The sequence below is a fragment of the Algibacter marinivivus genome, assembly GCF_003143755.1.
Lineage (GTDB): Bacteria > Bacteroidota > Bacteroidia > Flavobacteriales > Flavobacteriaceae > Algibacter_B > Algibacter_B marinivivus.
Window position 1 is genome coordinate 71,394 of sequence record NZ_QFRI01000004.1, and the last position, 18,044, is coordinate 89,437.

Annotated in this window: 19 protein-coding genes; 7 read left to right on the forward strand and 12 right to left on the reverse strand. The window is 31.7% G+C overall.

Annotation, left to right across the window (positions count from 1 at the left end; genetic code table 11):
- The first annotated feature begins 1 nt into the window (after nt 1).
- From DIS18_RS13345 to DIS18_RS13355, 3 genes are all read left to right on the forward strand, one after another.
- Nucleotides 2–1,495 carry a TrkH family potassium uptake protein gene (locus DIS18_RS13345; RefSeq protein WP_109353583.1) on the forward strand — a complete coding sequence of 498 codons (1,494 nt, stop codon included), beginning with the start codon at nt 2–4 and terminating at the stop codon, nt 1,493–1,495.
- Nucleotides 1,496–1,705: 210 nt separating this feature from the next.
- Nucleotides 1,706–1,960, forward strand: coding sequence for a hypothetical protein (locus tag DIS18_RS13350; RefSeq protein ID WP_109353584.1), 255 nt, complete (start codon nt 1,706–1,708; stop codon nt 1,958–1,960).
- 15 nt (nt 1,961–1,975) lie between these two features.
- On the forward strand, nt 1,976–2,593 hold the full coding sequence (locus DIS18_RS13355) for a hypothetical protein (protein ID WP_109353585.1): 618 nt from the start codon (nt 1,976–1,978) through the stop codon (nt 2,591–2,593).
- 401 nt (nt 2,594–2,994) lie between these two features.
- Here the strand turns inward: DIS18_RS13355 and DIS18_RS13365 are convergent, their stop codons facing one another.
- A complete protein-coding gene (locus DIS18_RS13365) occupies nt 2,995–4,179 on the reverse strand; it encodes a pyridoxal phosphate-dependent aminotransferase (protein ID WP_109353587.1) in 1,185 nt (394 codons plus the stop codon).
- A gap of 33 nt (nt 4,180–4,212) precedes the next feature.
- Nucleotides 4,213–5,310 (reverse strand): fatty acid desaturase family protein, encoded by a 1,098-nt coding sequence (locus DIS18_RS13370; protein ID WP_109353588.1) that lies wholly within the window; start codon nt 5,308–5,310, stop codon nt 4,213–4,215.
- A 141-nt stretch (nt 5,311–5,451) separates the two neighbouring features.
- Here DIS18_RS13370 and rsmG point away from each other — a divergent pair, with 141 nt between their 5' ends.
- Entirely contained in the window at nt 5,452–6,081 is a 630-nt protein-coding gene (rsmG, locus tag DIS18_RS13375) for a 16S rRNA (guanine(527)-N(7))-methyltransferase RsmG (protein ID WP_109353589.1), read from the forward strand.
- Here rsmG and DIS18_RS13380 read toward each other — a convergent pair whose 3' ends face one another.
- The 9 genes from DIS18_RS13380 to pruA form a co-directional block, all read right to left on the reverse strand.
- Nucleotides 6,082–7,041: a tetratricopeptide repeat protein gene (locus tag DIS18_RS13380; protein WP_109353590.1), complete on the reverse strand. Its 960-nt coding sequence runs from the start codon at nt 7,039–7,041 to the stop codon at nt 6,082–6,084.
- 136 nt (nt 7,042–7,177) lie between these two features.
- On the reverse strand, nt 7,178–8,419 hold the full coding sequence (locus DIS18_RS13385) for an RNA polymerase sigma factor (protein WP_109353591.1): 1,242 nt from the start codon (nt 8,417–8,419) through the stop codon (nt 7,178–7,180).
- Nucleotides 8,419–8,766, reverse strand: coding sequence for a YciI family protein (locus DIS18_RS13390; RefSeq protein WP_109353592.1), 348 nt, complete (start codon nt 8,764–8,766; stop codon nt 8,419–8,421). Before DIS18_RS13390 ends, DIS18_RS13385 begins: the two co-directional genes overlap by 1 nt.
- 400 nt (nt 8,767–9,166) lie before the next feature.
- Nucleotides 9,167–9,520 (reverse strand): SPW repeat domain-containing protein, encoded by a 354-nt coding sequence (locus DIS18_RS13395; protein ID WP_109353593.1) that lies wholly within the window; start codon nt 9,518–9,520, stop codon nt 9,167–9,169.
- An 11-nt stretch (nt 9,521–9,531) separates the two neighbouring features.
- Nucleotides 9,532–10,005, reverse strand: a complete 474-nt coding sequence (locus DIS18_RS13400; protein ID WP_109353594.1) for a YHS domain-containing (seleno)protein — start codon at nt 10,003–10,005, stop codon at nt 9,532–9,534.
- A gap of 32 nt (nt 10,006–10,037) precedes the next feature.
- A complete protein-coding gene (locus tag DIS18_RS13405) occupies nt 10,038–10,391 on the reverse strand; it encodes a hypothetical protein (RefSeq protein WP_109353595.1) in 354 nt (117 codons plus the stop codon).
- A 69-nt stretch (nt 10,392–10,460) separates the two neighbouring features.
- A complete protein-coding gene (locus DIS18_RS13410; protein WP_109353596.1) occupies nt 10,461–11,519 on the reverse strand; it encodes a helix-turn-helix domain-containing protein in 1,059 nt (352 codons plus the stop codon).
- A gap of 460 nt (nt 11,520–11,979) precedes the next feature.
- Nucleotides 11,980–13,137, reverse strand: coding sequence for a radical SAM/SPASM domain-containing protein (locus DIS18_RS13415; protein ID WP_109353597.1), 1,158 nt, complete (start codon nt 13,135–13,137; stop codon nt 11,980–11,982).
- 284 nt (nt 13,138–13,421) lie between these two features.
- The gene (gene pruA / locus DIS18_RS13420; protein WP_109353598.1) at nt 13,422–15,053 is read right to left on the reverse strand and encodes an L-glutamate gamma-semialdehyde dehydrogenase; all 1,632 of its coding nucleotides are present in this window, start codon (nt 15,051–15,053) and stop codon (nt 13,422–13,424) included.
- 151 nt (nt 15,054–15,204) lie between these two features.
- Between pruA and DIS18_RS13425 the strand changes: the two genes are divergently transcribed.
- The 3 genes from DIS18_RS13425 (at nt 15,205) to DIS18_RS13435 (ending at nt 17,417) form a co-directional block, all read left to right on the forward strand.
- Complete coding sequence (locus DIS18_RS13425) at nt 15,205–15,927, forward strand: NRDE family protein (RefSeq protein ID WP_109353599.1); 723 nt, start codon at nt 15,205–15,207, stop codon at nt 15,925–15,927.
- Nucleotides 15,920–16,912: a DUF6695 family protein gene (locus tag DIS18_RS13430; RefSeq protein WP_109353600.1), complete on the forward strand. Its 993-nt coding sequence runs from the start codon at nt 15,920–15,922 to the stop codon at nt 16,910–16,912. Before DIS18_RS13425 ends, DIS18_RS13430 begins: the two co-directional genes overlap by 8 nt.
- Before the next feature lie 112 nt (nt 16,913–17,024).
- Entirely contained in the window at nt 17,025–17,417 is a 393-nt protein-coding gene (locus DIS18_RS13435; RefSeq protein WP_181364055.1) for a VOC family protein, read from the forward strand.
- Between the two features lie 110 nt (nt 17,418–17,527).
- Here DIS18_RS13435 and apaG read toward each other — a convergent pair whose 3' ends face one another.
- Complete coding sequence (apaG, locus tag DIS18_RS13440) at nt 17,528–17,914, reverse strand: Co2+/Mg2+ efflux protein ApaG (RefSeq protein WP_109353602.1); 387 nt, start codon at nt 17,912–17,914, stop codon at nt 17,528–17,530.
- Nucleotides 17,915–18,044: the final 130 nt, after the last annotated feature.

Consider the following 18,044-nt stretch of genomic DNA (forward strand, 5'->3'; position numbering starts at 1 on the left):
AATGAAATTAAATTATAAAATCATTTTTCATTTTTTAGGATTACTACTATTGTTTAATGGTGGGTTTATGTTGCTTTCATCACTTATTAGCTTAATCTATAAAGATGGCGTAACACTTCAAATATTTCTTGCAGGTATTACAACTTTAATTATTGGAATTATTGCTATGGTTTTTACAAAAAATCATAACAAAGAAATGAATAAGCGAGAAGGATACATAGTAGTTAGTTTTGGCTGGATTATTATGTCTTTATCGGGGACCTTACCTTATGTATTTACTGAAAGTATTCCCAGTTTTACAAATGCCTTTTTCGAAACCATGTCTGGTTATACAACAACTGGCGCATCTATTTTAAATGATATTGAAGCTGTGCCAAAAGGCGTATTGTTTTGGAGGAGTTTAACGCATTGGATAGGTGGTATGGGTATTATCGTTTTAGCTATAGCCATATTGCCATTATTAGGCATAGGAGGGATGCAGCTTTTTGCGGCAGAAGCTCCAGGACCAAGTGCCGATAAATTACATCCAAGAATTACAGATACAGCAAAAAGATTATGGCTAATTTATTTTGGTTATACAGCAGCAGAAACACTATTATTAAGTGTAGCAGGAATGTCGTTTTTTGATGCCATAAACCATGCTTTGTGTACACTTTCTACAGGAGGTTTTTCAACTAAAAACGCAAGTATAGCGCATTGGAACGGGCAACCAATTATACAATATATTATTATTCTTTTTATGTTTTTGGCAGGTACAAACTTTGTACTTAGTTATTTTGCTTTCAAAGGTAAAGTGCAAAAAATAATTCGTGACGAGGAGTTTAAACTATACTTCAAATTCATAGCCATTTTTACCATTATAGCTGCTCTTATTATTTATTTCAGAGCTGATGTTTCTACATCAACAGTAAACCATCCAATGGTTTGGGGAGAAGGAGAAAGTGCCTTTAGGCACGCTTTATTTCAAGTGCTTGCTATTATTACAACCACTGGTTTTGTAACCGCAGATTTCACTATGTGGACATCCTTTTTAGTGGTCTTCTTTTTTGGACTTATGTTTTTAGGAGGCTCAGCAGGAAGTACCTCGGGAGGAGTAAAAGTTGTGCGACATTTAATCCTCATAAAAAACGGTTTTCTAGAGTTTAAACGCACACTGCACCCAAGTGCTATTTTACCAGTGCGTTACAACAAAAGAGCCATTTCTGGAGATATTGTATTTAATATACTAGGCTTTTTTATACTATATATGTTATCTTTTATCATCGGTTCCCTTGGGTTTTCCATGATGGGTATCGAGTTTAAATCCGCCATAGGTTTAGCAGCCTCAACATTAGGTAATGTAGGGCCAGCATTGGGAGATTTTGGTCCCGTAAACAACTATGCACCACTCCCTGCAATTGGTAAATGGTGGGCATCATTTTTAATGCTCATTGGGCGTTTAGAATTGTTTACAGTACTCATTTTATTCACACCATTTTTCTGGCGAAACAGGTAATTATACCTTTAAATTTTTGGGCGTTACCACAAGGGTCGCGCTTTACACTACAAGTCCTCGTTCTCCCGATTGCTATCGGGATCACTGTGGGCTTTCCGTTGCAATCGCTAACGCGGGCTTATCTGCTAATTTTATTGGTTTTCAATAGGTTAATGTAACAATTCTGTAAGTTCTTCGTCGATATAATATATCAATCAAAAACTATAAATCATGGAATTAGTATTAACAAACAGAAATTTAGGACGTTTTCCTAAGCAACAAGAAGATTATATAAATAAGCCTTCAGGATTTTTAAATTCTCAATATAAAAGTATTGTTGAGAAAAGTTATAAGAATAAAAAAAGTAATTCAATTTTCGGGATTAAGCAACGTGTTAAAAGCAAAAGTTATGCAACAAGTTGTGTTGCAGAAACTACTTTAAAACTATCATTGTTTTTAGTAACAATGCTTTTAATTTTTAATTAATCCAAAATAGAATACATGCTTCAACGTTTAAAGCAGAAAATTTGGCTTCAAATTTTTATAATCTATACCAGATATATAATTGGTAGTGCCTTCGTTTTTGCTAGCATAGTAAAAATTAGAGGCGGTAGATTTACTGCCGAAAGTGGTGCTTCAAATCCCATAGACAGTTCATGGCATTTATTCGAAACCTTATACCAATCTGGGTTATACTGGAAGTTTTTAGGAATAGCACAACTTATTTCTGGAGTTTTACTAATGACACAACGTTATGCAAAACTTGGAGCTATTGTAAACCTTCCAATTATAGCCAATGTATTTGCAATAACAATATCATATTATTTTGCTTTTACACCAGTTATAACGGGTTTAATGTTATTAGCGAATATTATGCTAATTGCATGGGATTGGAATACGCTTAAAGTACTCATAAATCAAAAACCAATATCAGATTTAAAACCAAGACTAGAAAACGATGTTGTTTGGCAAATTCTAGGTCTTCTATTGTTTACTATTATAGTTATTTCAAATTTCTTTGCCAACACTAAAAGTATTTTGGTTATTTTCTTAACAGTGCTAGTAACAGGATTAACAGGTTTAATCATTGGGTTTAGAAAAAGAAAACCTTACAAATAACTGTAACATTTCCTCTAAATATTCTACATATTATTAAGTTTAACTTTTAATCCTTAAGATTATTCAAAATATAAAATCATGAGCTTTGGTGTTGTACAATCGGCTATATCCTCAATAAAAAGTAATAGAAATTTATTGTCTAAACGAAGTCGATTGAAAAACACATTATCAGCTGGAAAAAGTAAAAAAATTATTTTTAAAAAATCATATATTTCAGACTACGAATTAAAAAAGCTTAGCGATAAATTAAAAGAAGAGCATAGGCGTATTCTTATAAAGCAGGTAATGGTAGTTAGTTTTATTATGCTAATCTTATTGTCTATTTTTCTTTATTATTTTTAAATAAAAAAGCCACTAATTTAATTAGTGGCTTCAATTTATCAATAAAGTTTAAAAGTAAATTAACTCACAACTTCTTTAATACGTTTTAAAGCTTCAATAATTTGTTCTTGCGAAGCAGCATAAGAAATTCTAATACAGTTAGGGTTTCCAAAAGCATCACCAGTAACGGTAGCAACTAAAGCCTCTTCTAGTAAATACAAAGAAAAATCAGTAGCATTATTTATAGTTTTGCCACGTAATGTTTTTCCAAAGAAATGTGTTACATCAGGGAAAATATAAAAAGCACCATCTGGTGTGTTAGCTTTAAACCCTTCAATATCGTTTACTAAACCTAATATTAAATCTCTACGTACCTTAAATTCATCAATCATGTATTGCACTCTTGATGGTGGCTCGTTTAATGCGGTTATTACTGCACGTTGCGCAATACAGTTAGCGCCACTCGTCATTTGCCCTTGCATTTTATTACAAGCTCTTGCAATTTTTTCAGGAGCGCCAATAAACCCTATACGCCATCCAGTCATCGCAAAAGCTTTGGATACACCATTTACAGTGATGGTTCTGTCATACATTTCTTCAAATCCAGCAATACTAGCATGCCCTTGTCCGTAGTTTATGTGCTCGTAAATTTCATCTGAAACCACATAAATATTTGGATATTTAACTAAAACATCAACAAGAGCTTTTAGCTCCTCTTTACTGTATACAGAGCCACTTGGGTTACAAGGCGAGCTAAACCACATCATTTTTGTTTTTGGTGTAATAGCAGCCTCCAACTGTTCAGCAGTCATTTTAAAATCGGTATCTATAGATGTTTTAACTTCAACAGGAACACCATCATATAGTTTTACAATATCTGAATAACTTACCCAATAAGGGCAAGGTAAAAGAACTTCATCGCCTTTATTTAGCATCACACCAGCAACATTAGCTAAACATTGTTTAGCACCAGTTGAAACTACTATTTGTGTAGGTGTATACGTTAAATTATTGTCGCGTTTAAATTTTGTTATAATAGCATCTTTTAACTCGCCATATCCATCTACTGGTGTATAAGAGTTATAGCCATCGTTCACCGCTTGAATAGCAGCTTCTCTAACAAAATCGGGTGTGTTAAAATCAGGTTCGCCTAGGCTCAACCCAATAATATCTTTTCCTTCTCCTCTAAGTTCTCTTGCTTTTGCTGCCATAGCTAAAGTGGCAGATGTAGACATGTTTAAAATTCTATCTGATAATAATTGCATTTTAATTTTTTTGTTTGATCAGTATGTGAAATTTTAGGCTAAACTAGGGTTTTTACCTAGCATTTTTAATTGGTTGTAGTGTTCGGCAACAGCTTGCCAAAATGTATTGTATTCATTATATGGTAAGCTAAATTCTTGAGCAGTTTCCTTAACTATTTTAGCTATTTTACTATAATGGATATGACTAATATTTGAAAACAAATGATGCTCTACTTGTCTATTTAAGCCACCAGTGTAAAATCCTACTAGCCAACTTTTTGGTGAAAAATTAGATGTAGTTAATAGTTGATGTATAGCCCAAGTGTTTTTCATGTTTCCTTCATTATCTGGTAAAGGCATCTCAGTATTAGGCATAACGTGTGCTAATTGAAATATAACACTAAGAATTATTCCAGCAGTATAATGCATTACAATAAATCCTATTAAAACTTCCCACCATGCAAAACCTAAAGACAATGGTAAAACCACCCATAATGAATAGTATACAATTTTACCAATAATAAGTTTAGTCCATTGTGTAGCCGGGTGAGGTAATTTACCGTAAGCTAACTTTCTTTTTAGGTATTTATAAGTTTGAACAAAATCTGTTGTTATTGCCCAATTTGCAGTTAATAAACCATACAAGAAGAACGCATAATACCTTTGGTATTTATGGAACCTAAACCATTTTGCATGTTTAGAGAACCTAATGATTCTACCAGCATCAATATCTTCATCATGCCCTTGAATATTAGTATAAGTATGGTGTAAAACGTTATGTTGTACTTTCCAGTTATAGTCATTTCCAGCTAAAATATAAATGCTGCTTCCCATTAATTTGTTAACCCATTTTTTACTAGAAAAAGAACCATGGTTAGCATCGTGCATTACGTTCATACCAACACCAGCCATACCAATTCCAACTATTACCATACCTAGTATTTGTGCCCAAGCAGGTAAACTATCAATAGTTAAAATTAAAACAACAGGAACAATAAGTAAAGAGAACATCACTATTGCTTTTGTGTATAATTTCCAGTTTCCTGTACGTTTAATATCGTTCTCTTTAAAATAATCGTTTACACGCTTATTTAGTGTTTTAAAAAACTTTGCAGGATCTTTTCTTGAAAATGAAAGTGCTTGTTTAGTCATGTTAAAATTTTTAATATGATAAAAATAAAAAATTGTTTCTCATACCAGCGGCAAAGATAGGTATAAACCAATTGAAGTAATAACGTTTTTTTGTAAAAAAATGTACTTAAAAAGTATACTTTTGTTGAAAATTTAACACAAATGCAACTACTTCTAAAGTATTTTCCTAACCTTACGGAAGACCAAATAGAGAAATTCAAACAACTTGAATCTTTATATCAAGATTGGAATTTGAAGATTAATGTAGTTTCTCGGAAAGATATTGATGAATTATACATGCGTCATGTATTACATTCTTTAGGTATTGCTAAAGTTATCAATTTTAAGGATGGCACTAAACTACTTGATGTTGGTACTGGTGGAGGTTTTCCTGGAATTCCATTGGCTATCTTATTTCCTGAGTGTTCTTTTCATTTGGTGGATAGTATTGCAAAAAAACTAAAAGTAGTTGATGAGGTTGTTGCTGGTTTGGGCTTAACTAATGTAAAAACAACACATAGTAGAGTAGAAGCTATTGATGATACTTACGATTTTATAATAAGTAGAGCAGTTGCTGCAATGCCAACCTTTGTGCATTGGGTAAAAGGTAAAATTGCTAAACTGCAAAATCACGAACTTAAAAATGGTATTCTATATTTAAAAGGTGGTGATTTATCAGAAGAACTTAAAGACTACAGAACCACTACTATATATAACTTAACCGATTATTTTGAAGAAGACTTTTACGAAACTAAAAAAGTGGTGCATCTTCCTATGAAGTATAGAGGTTAATTAATCTATCTTTATTAATGCATTTATAGCATTATTAAAATAAAAATATTGATTTTGAAACCAATAGGTATTATTATACTGCTCAATTGTTGATATTTTTTTATTTGGTATAATAATAGAGTTTGCTCTGTCAAAATTCCCTTTTGCTTTACCTAACTGATTGTTTTTTTGATAAGCTATTGCTAAACCTAAGTAGGCATCAAAATCCATAGCATCAAATTTTATGGCGTTAGTAAAATCAGAAATAGCATCATCATAGTGTCCATTAAATAAATTTGCTGCGCCTCTATAAAAATATGCAAAAGCATTATTTCTATTTAATCGTATAGATTTTGTTAAATCTGCATGAGCTTCTTTGTAATATTTAATGTCCATTAAAAAAGCACCACGATTATAGTAATTAAAAGCACTAGGTTCAATTAAAATAGCCGTAGAATAATCACTTGCTGCATTTGTAAATTGTTCAATAGCTTTGTAAGCAGATGCTCTTAATATGTAGGTGTGAGACTTATGCGGAATTTTTTTAATTACTCCATTAAAATCTTTTATGGCACTTTCATATTCCTCTAAGTCAAGTTTAACACAAGCTAAACTGTAAAGGGCATCAATAAAATTTTCATCAAGTGTATATGCTTTAGAGTAATCTTCTTTAGCTCCTGAAAAGTTCTTTATGCTGTATCTAGAATTTCCTCTATTAAAGTAAGTGTCAGCATCAGGTTCTTCAACTATAATTTTAGAGTAGTCAACAATAGCACCGTGGTAATCTCCTAAATCACTTTTGGCAATAGCTCTATAGAAATAGGCATCTAGATTTTTTGGTTCTTCAGAAATTACCTGATTTAAAAGCTTTATCTTTTCATTTAAATCGGTAGTTCTAAGCGCTTTCCTATATACCTTTTTTATTTGCCCAAAAGAAAGCAAAGGTATAATTACGATTATAAGGAATAATAGTTTTTTCATCAGCAAAATTTAATCATCAAATAATATGCCGTTTTATCTGTATGAAGAAATCTAAGTGAAGATAATTCAAATTTTATAAAAAAATAAAATTTTGTGCAGAATAAATTTAATTAAAAGACTAATAAAAAATAAGTAACTAATTCCTTATTATACTATTTCTTTTCCTTTCCAAATATTTTTTTTCAAGAGCATTTGTAACGTTATCTAGTGCTAAATCAAAATACTCTGAAGCTTTTAAATAGTCATTTGTTTCAGCGTAAAATTCTGCTTTAGCACCATAAAACAAATAAGCACGTTGCTGAAAATCTTCGGGTTTAAGCTCATCCAGATAACGTTTTGCTAACTTAAAATCTTTTGTTTGCATACAAACAACTGACATTGTAAGTAAGTGGGTAGGCATAGGTTGTAAAGTATTTAGGCACTGGTACCAATGCAGAATTTTTTTCCAATTTGTGGCTTCAAAAGTTCTGGCTTTTAAATGCTCTGCGGCAATAGCCGCTTCGTAATGGTAACAAGAAAATTCAGGAGTTTCAACAGCTTTATTCATCATGGTATTTCCAAGTTTAATTAACGGAAAATACCATAAGTTTCTATCCTGATGTTTTAAATCTAAAAGTTCATTTTCAGCATTTGTTTTACTTTCCAATCTAGAAGCATGAAAACACATTAATGCACATAATGCATAAGCGTCAGGAGTTCTAGTTAGCTTATTTTTTAAAAGCATTTGGGTTAATCGTATGGCTTCTCCACACAATTCTTTTCTTATAAGCTTCTCTTTTTTGTTGGAATGGAATCCTTCATTAAAAACAAGATATAAAACCTCCATAACCGTTTCTAATCTAGGTTTAAGTGCTTCACCTTGAGGGATTTTAAATTTAATATCCGAATCTTTAATGGCTTTTCTAGAACGCGATAATCTTTTCTTTATCGTTTCTTCTTTGGTTAATAGAGCAGATGCAATTTCTTTAATACTAAAACCAGATATGGTTTTTAAAGCAAAAGATATTCGGTCTCTAGAATCTAGTTGAGGATGGCAAGCTGTAAAAATCATTCTAAGTTGCGCATCTTCAATTTCAGAATCTAAAAAGAGTTCGTTTATAGCAATAGTGTCCGTACCTTGATTTATGTTTGGTAGGTTTTTCTGTGCAGTTTTTAGCGTTCTAAAAATATCTACAACTCTGTTTTTTGCAGCTTTAGTTAACCACGCTTCTGGGTTTTCGGGCAGATTATTTCGCCAACTAATACTAGCTTTAATAAAAGTGTCTTGTACCGCATCTTCAATAATATCGAGATGTTTAAGCCCGAAAATACGAGTTAAAACAGAAACCATCTTTCCGCTATGGTGGCGGAAAAGATGGTCTATTAATTGGTTTTCCATTAGCGGTCAAATACCATAATTTCACGTATTTCAACAGAACCATCCAAGTCGTAATCTGGATAATCTTCAGCTATTTTTACAACTTCATCAAAATCTTTTGCTGAAACGGTATAATAACCACCAACAATTTCTTTAACCTCGGCTGATGTTAAATCAGTTATTGTTCTATTTTTTCCAACAACTCTTCTAATTTGTGGTGTTAAAGCTTCGCCACCTTTAAGTATGCCTTGTTCCTGCATTTTGTTACCCCAAGCAAACCACTTGCCCATTCTGGTTTGTAACTCTTCAGGAGATAAGCCTAAATCAGTGTAATCAGCTCCAGTGAAAATCATCATAAAATCTTTCATAATTATATATGTTTTTTGGTTTATATAGTTAAGACGTTTTCCAAATTAGAAAAGGGGACATGTTTTTCAAATTTAATCTATTTTTATTTGGGCGTTACCCCGAAAAGGGGTCAGGCTTTCCGTTACAAGTCCTCGCTTTCCCTTAACCCCGATAGCTATCGGGGTCGGGACCGCTGTGGGCTTTCCACTACAATCCTTAACGCGGAAAAAGGAATTGATTGAGTGTTCTTAACTTTTTTTTGGAGATTCGTTTAACGTGTTTGTGTATGAGTAGTAGCGAATTAATAATCACTACTTTTTCGGAAAGTAATTTACAAAATAAAAAGTAATAGCGATTTGAATTATTACTCAAATCGCTATTACTTATACACGTTGTTAGCAAACGTTATTTTAATTGATTTTAAACAACTATCTCAGATTTATGTAAACTAACTACAGTTAAAACTGCAATCCCATTAATCCAATAATAATAGGCATCTATTCCTTCGAACGAAAAAGCAAAAGGTGCAATAATAAATACAATTGCGACTATAAAGTCTACTACTAGATGCATTTTATAAGAAATTACTTTAAGAACTCCCAAATGATGGTCTGTTAGCAATGTTAAAATAAAAGCTGCAATTCCTGTTGCCACCGAAAGTTGTAAGGCTAAAGGACTTGAATCTCCTAATCCAAGTAGAAAAGGAAGCACTATTAACGCAATAGCAACTGGATAATCTAAAAATGCGTGAATTCTCTTGGTTACAAATTTCATAACTCTATTTTTTAATTATGAGTTTTACTTAAGTTTTTCCAATTCTTATCTGCTACACCTTTTAATTTGCTATGATTATTTTCTGCCAACCATAATTGTTTTGCATCAAGTTCCACATTGTTTAAATACAGATAGTATTTTCCATCTTCTACAATAAATTTATTTGGGTCAACTCTAAATTTTGCTCCTGCATAACAACCAAACGCACAAAATCCGCCATATTGAGGAAGGTATTTCCCAGGATTTTTGTCAAACGTAGTTTTTTGTTCTGCTGATGTGAAATAGTATACTACTTTGTTATGTTCAGATTTATGTGTTTTGTTTCCTTTTTGAGCTAATCCCAAATCTAAGTATGAAACAGGACTGTAACCTTGTAATGCTATATTACTATTATCAATGTTATTCGCCATTTTATCTTGAGCAAATACTACTGAACTCATTATTAGAGCTAATCCTAAAATTGTTGTTTTAATTAAATTTTTCATTTTCTTATATTTTAAGTTGTTATTTATTCTAATTATTCTGCGTTGAAGTATTCTTCTTGAATTACTTTTCCTTCATTATTCCAAATTCTACGAATGATTTCGTGCCAGTAAATTTTACTTCCATCCTTCATATCGAAATCGAATGTGAATTCTGATGCTGATACATTTCCATCTACAATAGAATGATGATGTGTAATGCCATTTACTTTTGCAATTGCACCAGCAAAACCTTCCATTTTTGCAATCATTTCTGTTTTACCTGTGGTTCCTCCATTTCCGTAATCTGAAGTATTAGCATTGTCTGCAAAGAATTCTTTTACGGCATCAACGATTGCTCCTTGTGAAACTATCGCATCCATTTTTTGTACTTGTTCTTTAATATTCATCCTTTTGTGTTTTAAAATTACACTGCAAAGATGAGATGAGATTAAAGTATACTTGCTACAAAAAAAAGACTAAGAATTGTACTTTTTTAATTTGAATTCGGAAGGTGTAACTTTAGAATAATGTTTAAAGAATCTCGAAAAATGATTTGGTTCTTCAAATCCTAGTTGTCTAGAAATTGAGACAACGGATTGTCCTTCGAGTATCATTAATTTAGCAGAGTTGATTAATTCTAATCGTATTAATTGACCTAAAGAAGTGTTCATTTTAGCTCGAACTTTATTAGACAATGCTTTTATAGAGAGGTTCATTTCATTAGCGTAAAACTCAAGAGACCTTTCTTGCGTGTGATATTTTTTTAGAAGTTCTAAAATATCTTGTGAGAATAAATCTCTATTTTCAAAATCGAAATTTTGTCTAAACTGTTTTGGCGTTTGTCCAATTGATTTTTTAAAAACTCTATTGAAATAAGCGTCATCTTTATATCCTAAATCATAAGAAATTTCTTGAATGTTTTTATTAGTGAACGCTACTTCTTTAAGGCTTTCTTGTAGCCTTTTTGATGTCATTAAGTTTTTGACAGATAAACCAATTTTATTTTTAATTAGAGCTTGAGCATTATATCCTCTGTCGTTAATTAAATTGACTAAATCAATACTTGTTAATTTATTTGAATATTCTTTGTCAATTATGTCTTTAGCATCAAAAATTACTTGGTATTCTTCTTTATTAGCTTTGAAGGGATTTTGCCAAAACCATTGTTTAGAAGATACATCAATTATATCAGCAGAATTATTAGTTAAGGCTGTTTCAGATAGGAACGATTTACATTCCTCACATTCTAATAAGTCAATATAACCTAAAGAAATTAGGTGTTTGAATAATACTCTTACATCATTATCATAAAATTTGCTTTCATTTGAAAATTCTATTCGTCTAACTGTAAAGTCATCTGACAAGAATTTAATGTATTGTCCTTTTTCTAGAAAGATTGCTTTTTCCTGCCAATCAAAATAGTTCTTAAAATCAACCTGAATGCTTCCTTTTCCTGAAAGAATATGAATAAGAGTATGACTTTCTATAAAGTATACTTTATTAATTTCTGGTGAAAATTTTTCAACTTTTTGCATTCAGTTGGGTAATGTTTGCTAATGTTTTTACGGATATGCGTCGTTTTAATGACTTATATCCGACGTTAAACGAAGGTAGTTGAAAATTTTTACAAAGTCAAGAACTAATATTTTCCTAGAAATAAAAAAGAGGCTCCCTAAAGGAAGCCTCTTTCTAATTTTTCTTGTACAAGAATATCTATTCTCCTAAAAAAGGATATCTATAATCTGTAGGCGTAACAAATGTTTCTTTTATCATTCTAGGAGATACCCAACGTAATAAGTTTTGAGCACTACCTGTTTTATCATTTGTTCCAGAGGCTCTTGCGCTTGCAAACGGTTGTTTTTCGGCAAAAAATACAAATAAAAATCATCATAGATATTTAATATATGCTTAAGTTGGCTATTTTTTTATAAGAGTGGACAATTTTCATTTAAATAAAAACTTTAGTTATTTAGACTATACGTTTCAACAGGGGGCTTAAAATACACCTTCTGCTTTTCGATGCGGTTTACCTTTTTTATTTAAAGTGTAAATATCTTCGAAATTATGATCTTTTCCATTGATATATTTTTCAGGTATAGAATTTTTAAACAATGATGGGCAACCATAACAGAAAGATTTTTTCATTTCTTCATTGGATTTTATTTTATTCGGGTTGGATACTAGTTTTCTCAACTCTGCATACTTTTTTGATTTCCATATATTTTCAACGCTAGATTCAAAAACATTTCCAAGAATCACAGATTTTTGTTTTGTATATTGCTGACCAAGGCGAAAATTACAGCAAGGTATTACATCTCCATTGTATTTAATTAGCATATAAACGTAAGGCCACATACACCTCGGCACTAATCCCTTACTCCTTGGGATATTTGATTCATTTTGTTTAGGATCTGTATCTGTGTAATTTCCTAAACTACCCCAAAATGAAGTTATTTGATCAACACCTATTTTCTTAAATAAAATTTTAGCTTTACTAAACTCGTCAATATTATGACGAAATTTTATATACTGTACTTCAATTGAGAGATCATTTACCTTATATTCATCTCTGTATTTGCATAACCTTGTTAGGTTATCCATTACTCGATCTACTTTGCCCCCAACTCTAGTTAATTCATACTTATCTTGGGAGATTCCATCTACACAAACAGTAAAATGAGTAATTCCACTAGTAACTAAATTTTGTATTTTTTCATCACTTAATGAAAAACTAAAATTAGTTGAAATATGGACATTAATTTTTGCTTTTTTTGTGAGTAAACACATTTCTACTAAATCAGGGTGAATTATTGGGTCTCCCAAATAGTAAAGAGAAACTGCGCTAACTTTTCCTTTTGCTTGATTTATAATTTGTTGGTATTGACTCACTGACATAAGTTGCTTTCTATTGAATACTTGATTGTCTAATTTCTCATTTCCATTAGGTTTAGCATGCACACATACTGTACAATTTAAGTTACACAAAGGAGAGATGTCTATTTTTAAAATTATTGGCCAAGAATTTAACCTTGATTTTTTTAATAAATAGCCAGTTAAGTTCTTTAAAATATTATATGATTTTTTAAGAGTTAAATTCACAGTTATCCAACTGTTTCTTCTAAAAAAATCTTTTACTTTGCTTAAGTAATTCATTTTGATTTGGGTAAATTAAAGAGGGGTTTTTTGTTTTAAAAATTGCAATATAGATTAATTTACTTAATTGCTGTTTTTTTTATCATTAATAGTTTTGAAATAGATAATCAATATAAAAACAATATTAGATAATGGGTTGTATCAATGTTTTATTAAAACGCCTTAATCATATTAAATCTAAGTATACAATATTTTAAAAAAAAAAGAGACTATCAATATTAAGATAGTCTCTTTAGTAAATTTATAGTTTCTCAATTATAAGATTCCTAATTTTCAAAAGTTAGTTATTCATTACCTAAAAAAGGATATCTATAATCTACAGGTGTAACAAACGTTTCTTTTATCATTCTAGGAGATACCCAACGTAATAAGTTTTGAGCACTACCTGCTTTATCATTTGTTCCAGAGGCTCTTGCGCCTCCAAATGGTTGTTGTCCTACAACAGCTCCTGTTGGTTTATCATTTATATAAAAGTTCCCAGCTGCGTTTTGTAACGCTTCAGTAGCTTGTGTAACTGCATATCTGTCTTTAGATAAAATAGCCCCTGTTAATGCATATTCACTAGTTTCATCAACTAGTTTTAAAGTTTCCTCGTAAGCATTATCTTCATAAACATAAATGGTAATTACTGGCCCAAAAAGCTCAGTACACATAGTAGTGTATTTTGGATCTTTAGCAACTATAACAGTAGGTTCAATAAAATACCCTTTGCTTTTATCGTAATTTCCACCAACGATGATGTCTGCATCATTATCAGCCTTTGCGCCATCAATATATTTAGCTAATTTATCAAACGACCCTTCATGGATTACCGCAGTAATAAAGTTACTCATATCTTCTGGAGAGCCCATTTTAAATGAGTTTACATCTTCAATAACATATTTTTTTACATCTGCCCAAAGACTTTTTGGAATATAAGCTCTTGAGGCTGCACTACATTTTTGTCCTTGAAACTCAAATGCACCACGAACAATAGATGTTGCTACTTGTTTTGCATCCGCCGATTTATGAGCGACAATAAAATCTTTTCCGCCTGTTTCTCCAACTATTCTTGGGTAGGTTTTATAGTTATGAATGTTGTTTCCTATTTGTTTCCAAAGTTCTTTAAAAATGTATGTAGAACCTGTAAAGTGTAATCCTGAAAAATCTGGGCTAGCCATTACCGTATTGGTAATCATAACAGGATCTCCAAACACCACATTTATAACACCTGCAGGCACACCCGCTTCTTCAAACACATCCATAATAACTTTAGCAGAATACACTTGACTATCACTAGGTTTCCAAACTACAACATTACCCATTAAAGCCATACATGCTGGTAAGTTTCCAGCAATAGCTGTAAAGTTAAATGGTGTAACGGCATAAGTGAATCCTTCTAACGGGCGATATTCTATTCTATTCCAAGCATCACTGGTGCTTTCTGGTTGTTCCATATAAATGTCAGTCATAAACTGGACATTAAAACGCAAGAAATCTATAAACTCGCAAGCGGCATCAATTTCAGCTTGATGAATGGTTTTAGATTGAGCAATCATAGTTGCAGCGTTTATTTTAGCACGGTAAGGACCAGCAATTAATTCAGCTGCTTTTAAAAAGATACCAGCACGTTGTTCCCATGGCATTTGAGACCATGTTTTTCTAGCTTTTAAAGCAGTTGAAATAGCATCATCAATATGTTTTTGTTCTGCAATATGATATGTTCCTACAATATGTTGATGATCATGTGGTGGAGACATGGTTCTGGTGTTTCCAGTAGACACGTCTTTACCATTTATATATAAAGGCACATCAATTTTGCTATTAAACATAGCTTTGTAAGTCTTTAAAACAGCATCGCGTTCTGGCGACCCAGGAGCATAAGATTTTACAGGTTCGTTAACCGCAATTGGCACATTAAAAAAGCCTTTTCCCATGATTTTTGATTTTTTGTTATTGAATTTTCAGTAAATGTGCTGCAAATTTACGAATAATTAAATGATTATTTTAAAGGAAGTCTTGCTAAAACCAAGTTAATTTTTATTTATTTTTTGTAAGTTGCTAACCTGTTTTAAGACTACAGGTTTTATGTGTACGGTTACAATAGTTCCCCAAGAAAATAATGGTTTTGTATTAACTTCAAATCGAGACGAAACTCCTGATAGAGTATCGTTGGTTCCCGATTTTTATACTGTTGATGGTGTTAAATTATTGTTTCCAAAAGATAAAATGGGAGGAACTTGGATTGGGGTGAGCGAAAAAAATCGTGTGGTTTGCGTGCTTAATGGTGCTTTTATTAAACATGAAAGACAACCTAGTTACAGAAAAAGCAGAGGCATTGTGGCAAACGATTTTATGGTTTCTGATGATATTATAAAAACCGTTGAAGACTATAATTTAATAAATATTGAACCCTTTACTATAGTTGTTGCTGATTGGAATAATACTTTAAAATTCTATGAATTAGTTTGGGATGGTAAGCATAAGCATTTTATTGAATTGCCTTTAGAATCTAGAATTTGGTCGTCTTCTACTTTGTATAACGAAACAATGCAAAGGGAACGCCAACAGTGGTTTGAAAATTTCGAAACGCTTTATGATTTATATGCAGATTCATTATTAGAATTTCATAAAAATACGGATGTTGAAAATATGGACTATGGTGTAATTATGAATAGAGGTTTTGTTAAAACGACCAGCATTACACAGGTTAAAAAAAATGGCAATACCGTTGATATGCATTATGAAAACCTTGAAAGTAAAACGGTAACATCTAAATCATTCAATCTTCCAGAAGTCGTTAATGGATAATACAGGTATTATTTTAACATTGGCATATCCTGATACTATTGTTATGGTTTCAGAAGAATGGTTTTCTCCTTTTTTAAGATTTTTAGGCGTTGGAAAAAAAGATTATTTACGTGCTGGTCATGCAGCGTTAGTATTAATAAATAAAGAAACTGGTGTTTTAGAATATCATGATTTTGGACGCTATATTACCTCTGAGCCTAATGGGAGAGTAAGAGGAAGGGATACCGATAACGAACTCCATTTCCCTATCAAAGCTGAAATTGAAAACGACACGATTATAAATCTAGAAGCTATTCTTGAGTTTTTAGCTACGCACCCAAAATTAACACATGGTGATGGTAAATTGGTGGCCTCGGTATGTAATGCTGTGGATTATAATAAAGCCAGAACACATATTACTAAAATGCAAAACAAACACTTTATTCGATATGCGGCATTTATAAAAGATGCCTGTAATTGTGCACGTTTTGTAACGGATACATTAATTGCTTCTGTGACTAATCCTGAAATTAAAAAGAGTCTTGAAAACTCTAAATGGTTTACACCAAGTACAGTAGGTAATGTGTTACTAGCTGATACTGAAAAACATCCTTATGTCATTTCTGAAACTGGTGTTATTGCAAAATTTAAAGGTTCTCAAAAAAGTGAAAACTTACGTTGTTTTTTAGATAGATTGAAAGATCATGAAGTTAACTTGGTTGGAACTCAAAAACCTAAACCTGTTAATGGTTTGCATGAAAAAGCCCAATGGCTTTCTGGAATTGCTGCTGGAGCGTGGTTTGAATTACATGATTTAGGAAGTAAAACAGAATATAGATTTAGACGCATTTCGCCATACGAGAATATAGATTGTGATGCTGTTTTTACTATTGATGATGTTGGTTTTGATTACGATTTAGAATTTGAGTTTATACATTATTCTAATTGTAAATTCTTTCATCTGAAACAAGATGATAAGGTTTTTAAGTTTGAACTTAAATTATAGCTATTTACTCTCATAAAAATTTATTCTATTTGTTCATAGGTAATCGTGATTGCTATGTATAAATATTTGTTTTAATTCTTTTTAAGTTAGAGGTGAATTAAAACTAATGGAAATGAAAAGTAATGGCGCATTCAGATTAACCTATTTTACCGAAAAATACGACCAAACCATAGCGTTTTATAAAGATAAGCTGGAACTTGAAGTCTTGCATGTTTGGGATAGACATGAGAATGATAAAGGTACCCTTTTAAAAGCTGGAGTAGGTACTATTGAAGTGTTATTAACCCCAATAGATGACTATAAAGTAAAAGGTTTAGATTATAGGAAACCACAAGGTGTTTTTGCATGTTTACAAGTTGATAGTGCTTCTGAACTTTATGAAAAATACAAGAAAAAGAATATTGAATTTAAAGAAGATTTAGTTGATCAATCTTGGGGACATAGAAGTTTTTCTGTTGTTGACCCAAATGGTGTTGTTTTGTTTCTTTTTGAGGAGTTATTTTAATGTTAACTATAACTTGCGTTAGGGATTGAAGCGGCATCCTTTTTTGCCATTAAAAGCAAAAAAGATATAGCGGAAAGCCCGACCCTTGTGGTAACGTCCAAATAAAAAAATTAATTTATTGCAAAAGGGGCGCTTAATTTAAAGGTAGGAATGGCAACCTGAAATTTTTTGGTAGTAGTGAAGTTTACCATACTATAACTGCCTTGCATAGCACCAAAAGGAGAGGTTAGTAAACAACCCGATGTGTAGGTGTGAGATTCTCCTGGTTTAAGCACTGGTTTTTTGCCTATAACACCTTCTCCAGAAACAGTTTCTATATTATTTAAAGCGTCAAGAATTTCCCAATGGCGTGCGTTGAGTTGAACAGAATCTTTGCTCTGATTTTCGATAGTTACGGTGTATCCAAAAGCGTACTGTATTTTATAATTTTTATAAAATGAGCCTTCGAAAGTGGTTTCGACCGAAATTTTTATGCCTTTTGTAACCTGTTGAACCATTGCTTTACTGAGTGTTAGCGCGAGCTAAAATAATAAATATTAAGTGGTTAACGTAAATTTTAACGTCTTTGATATAAAAATTAGACGAAATGCATTTTTAGTCTGTAATATTTGTTAAAATATCTAAAAA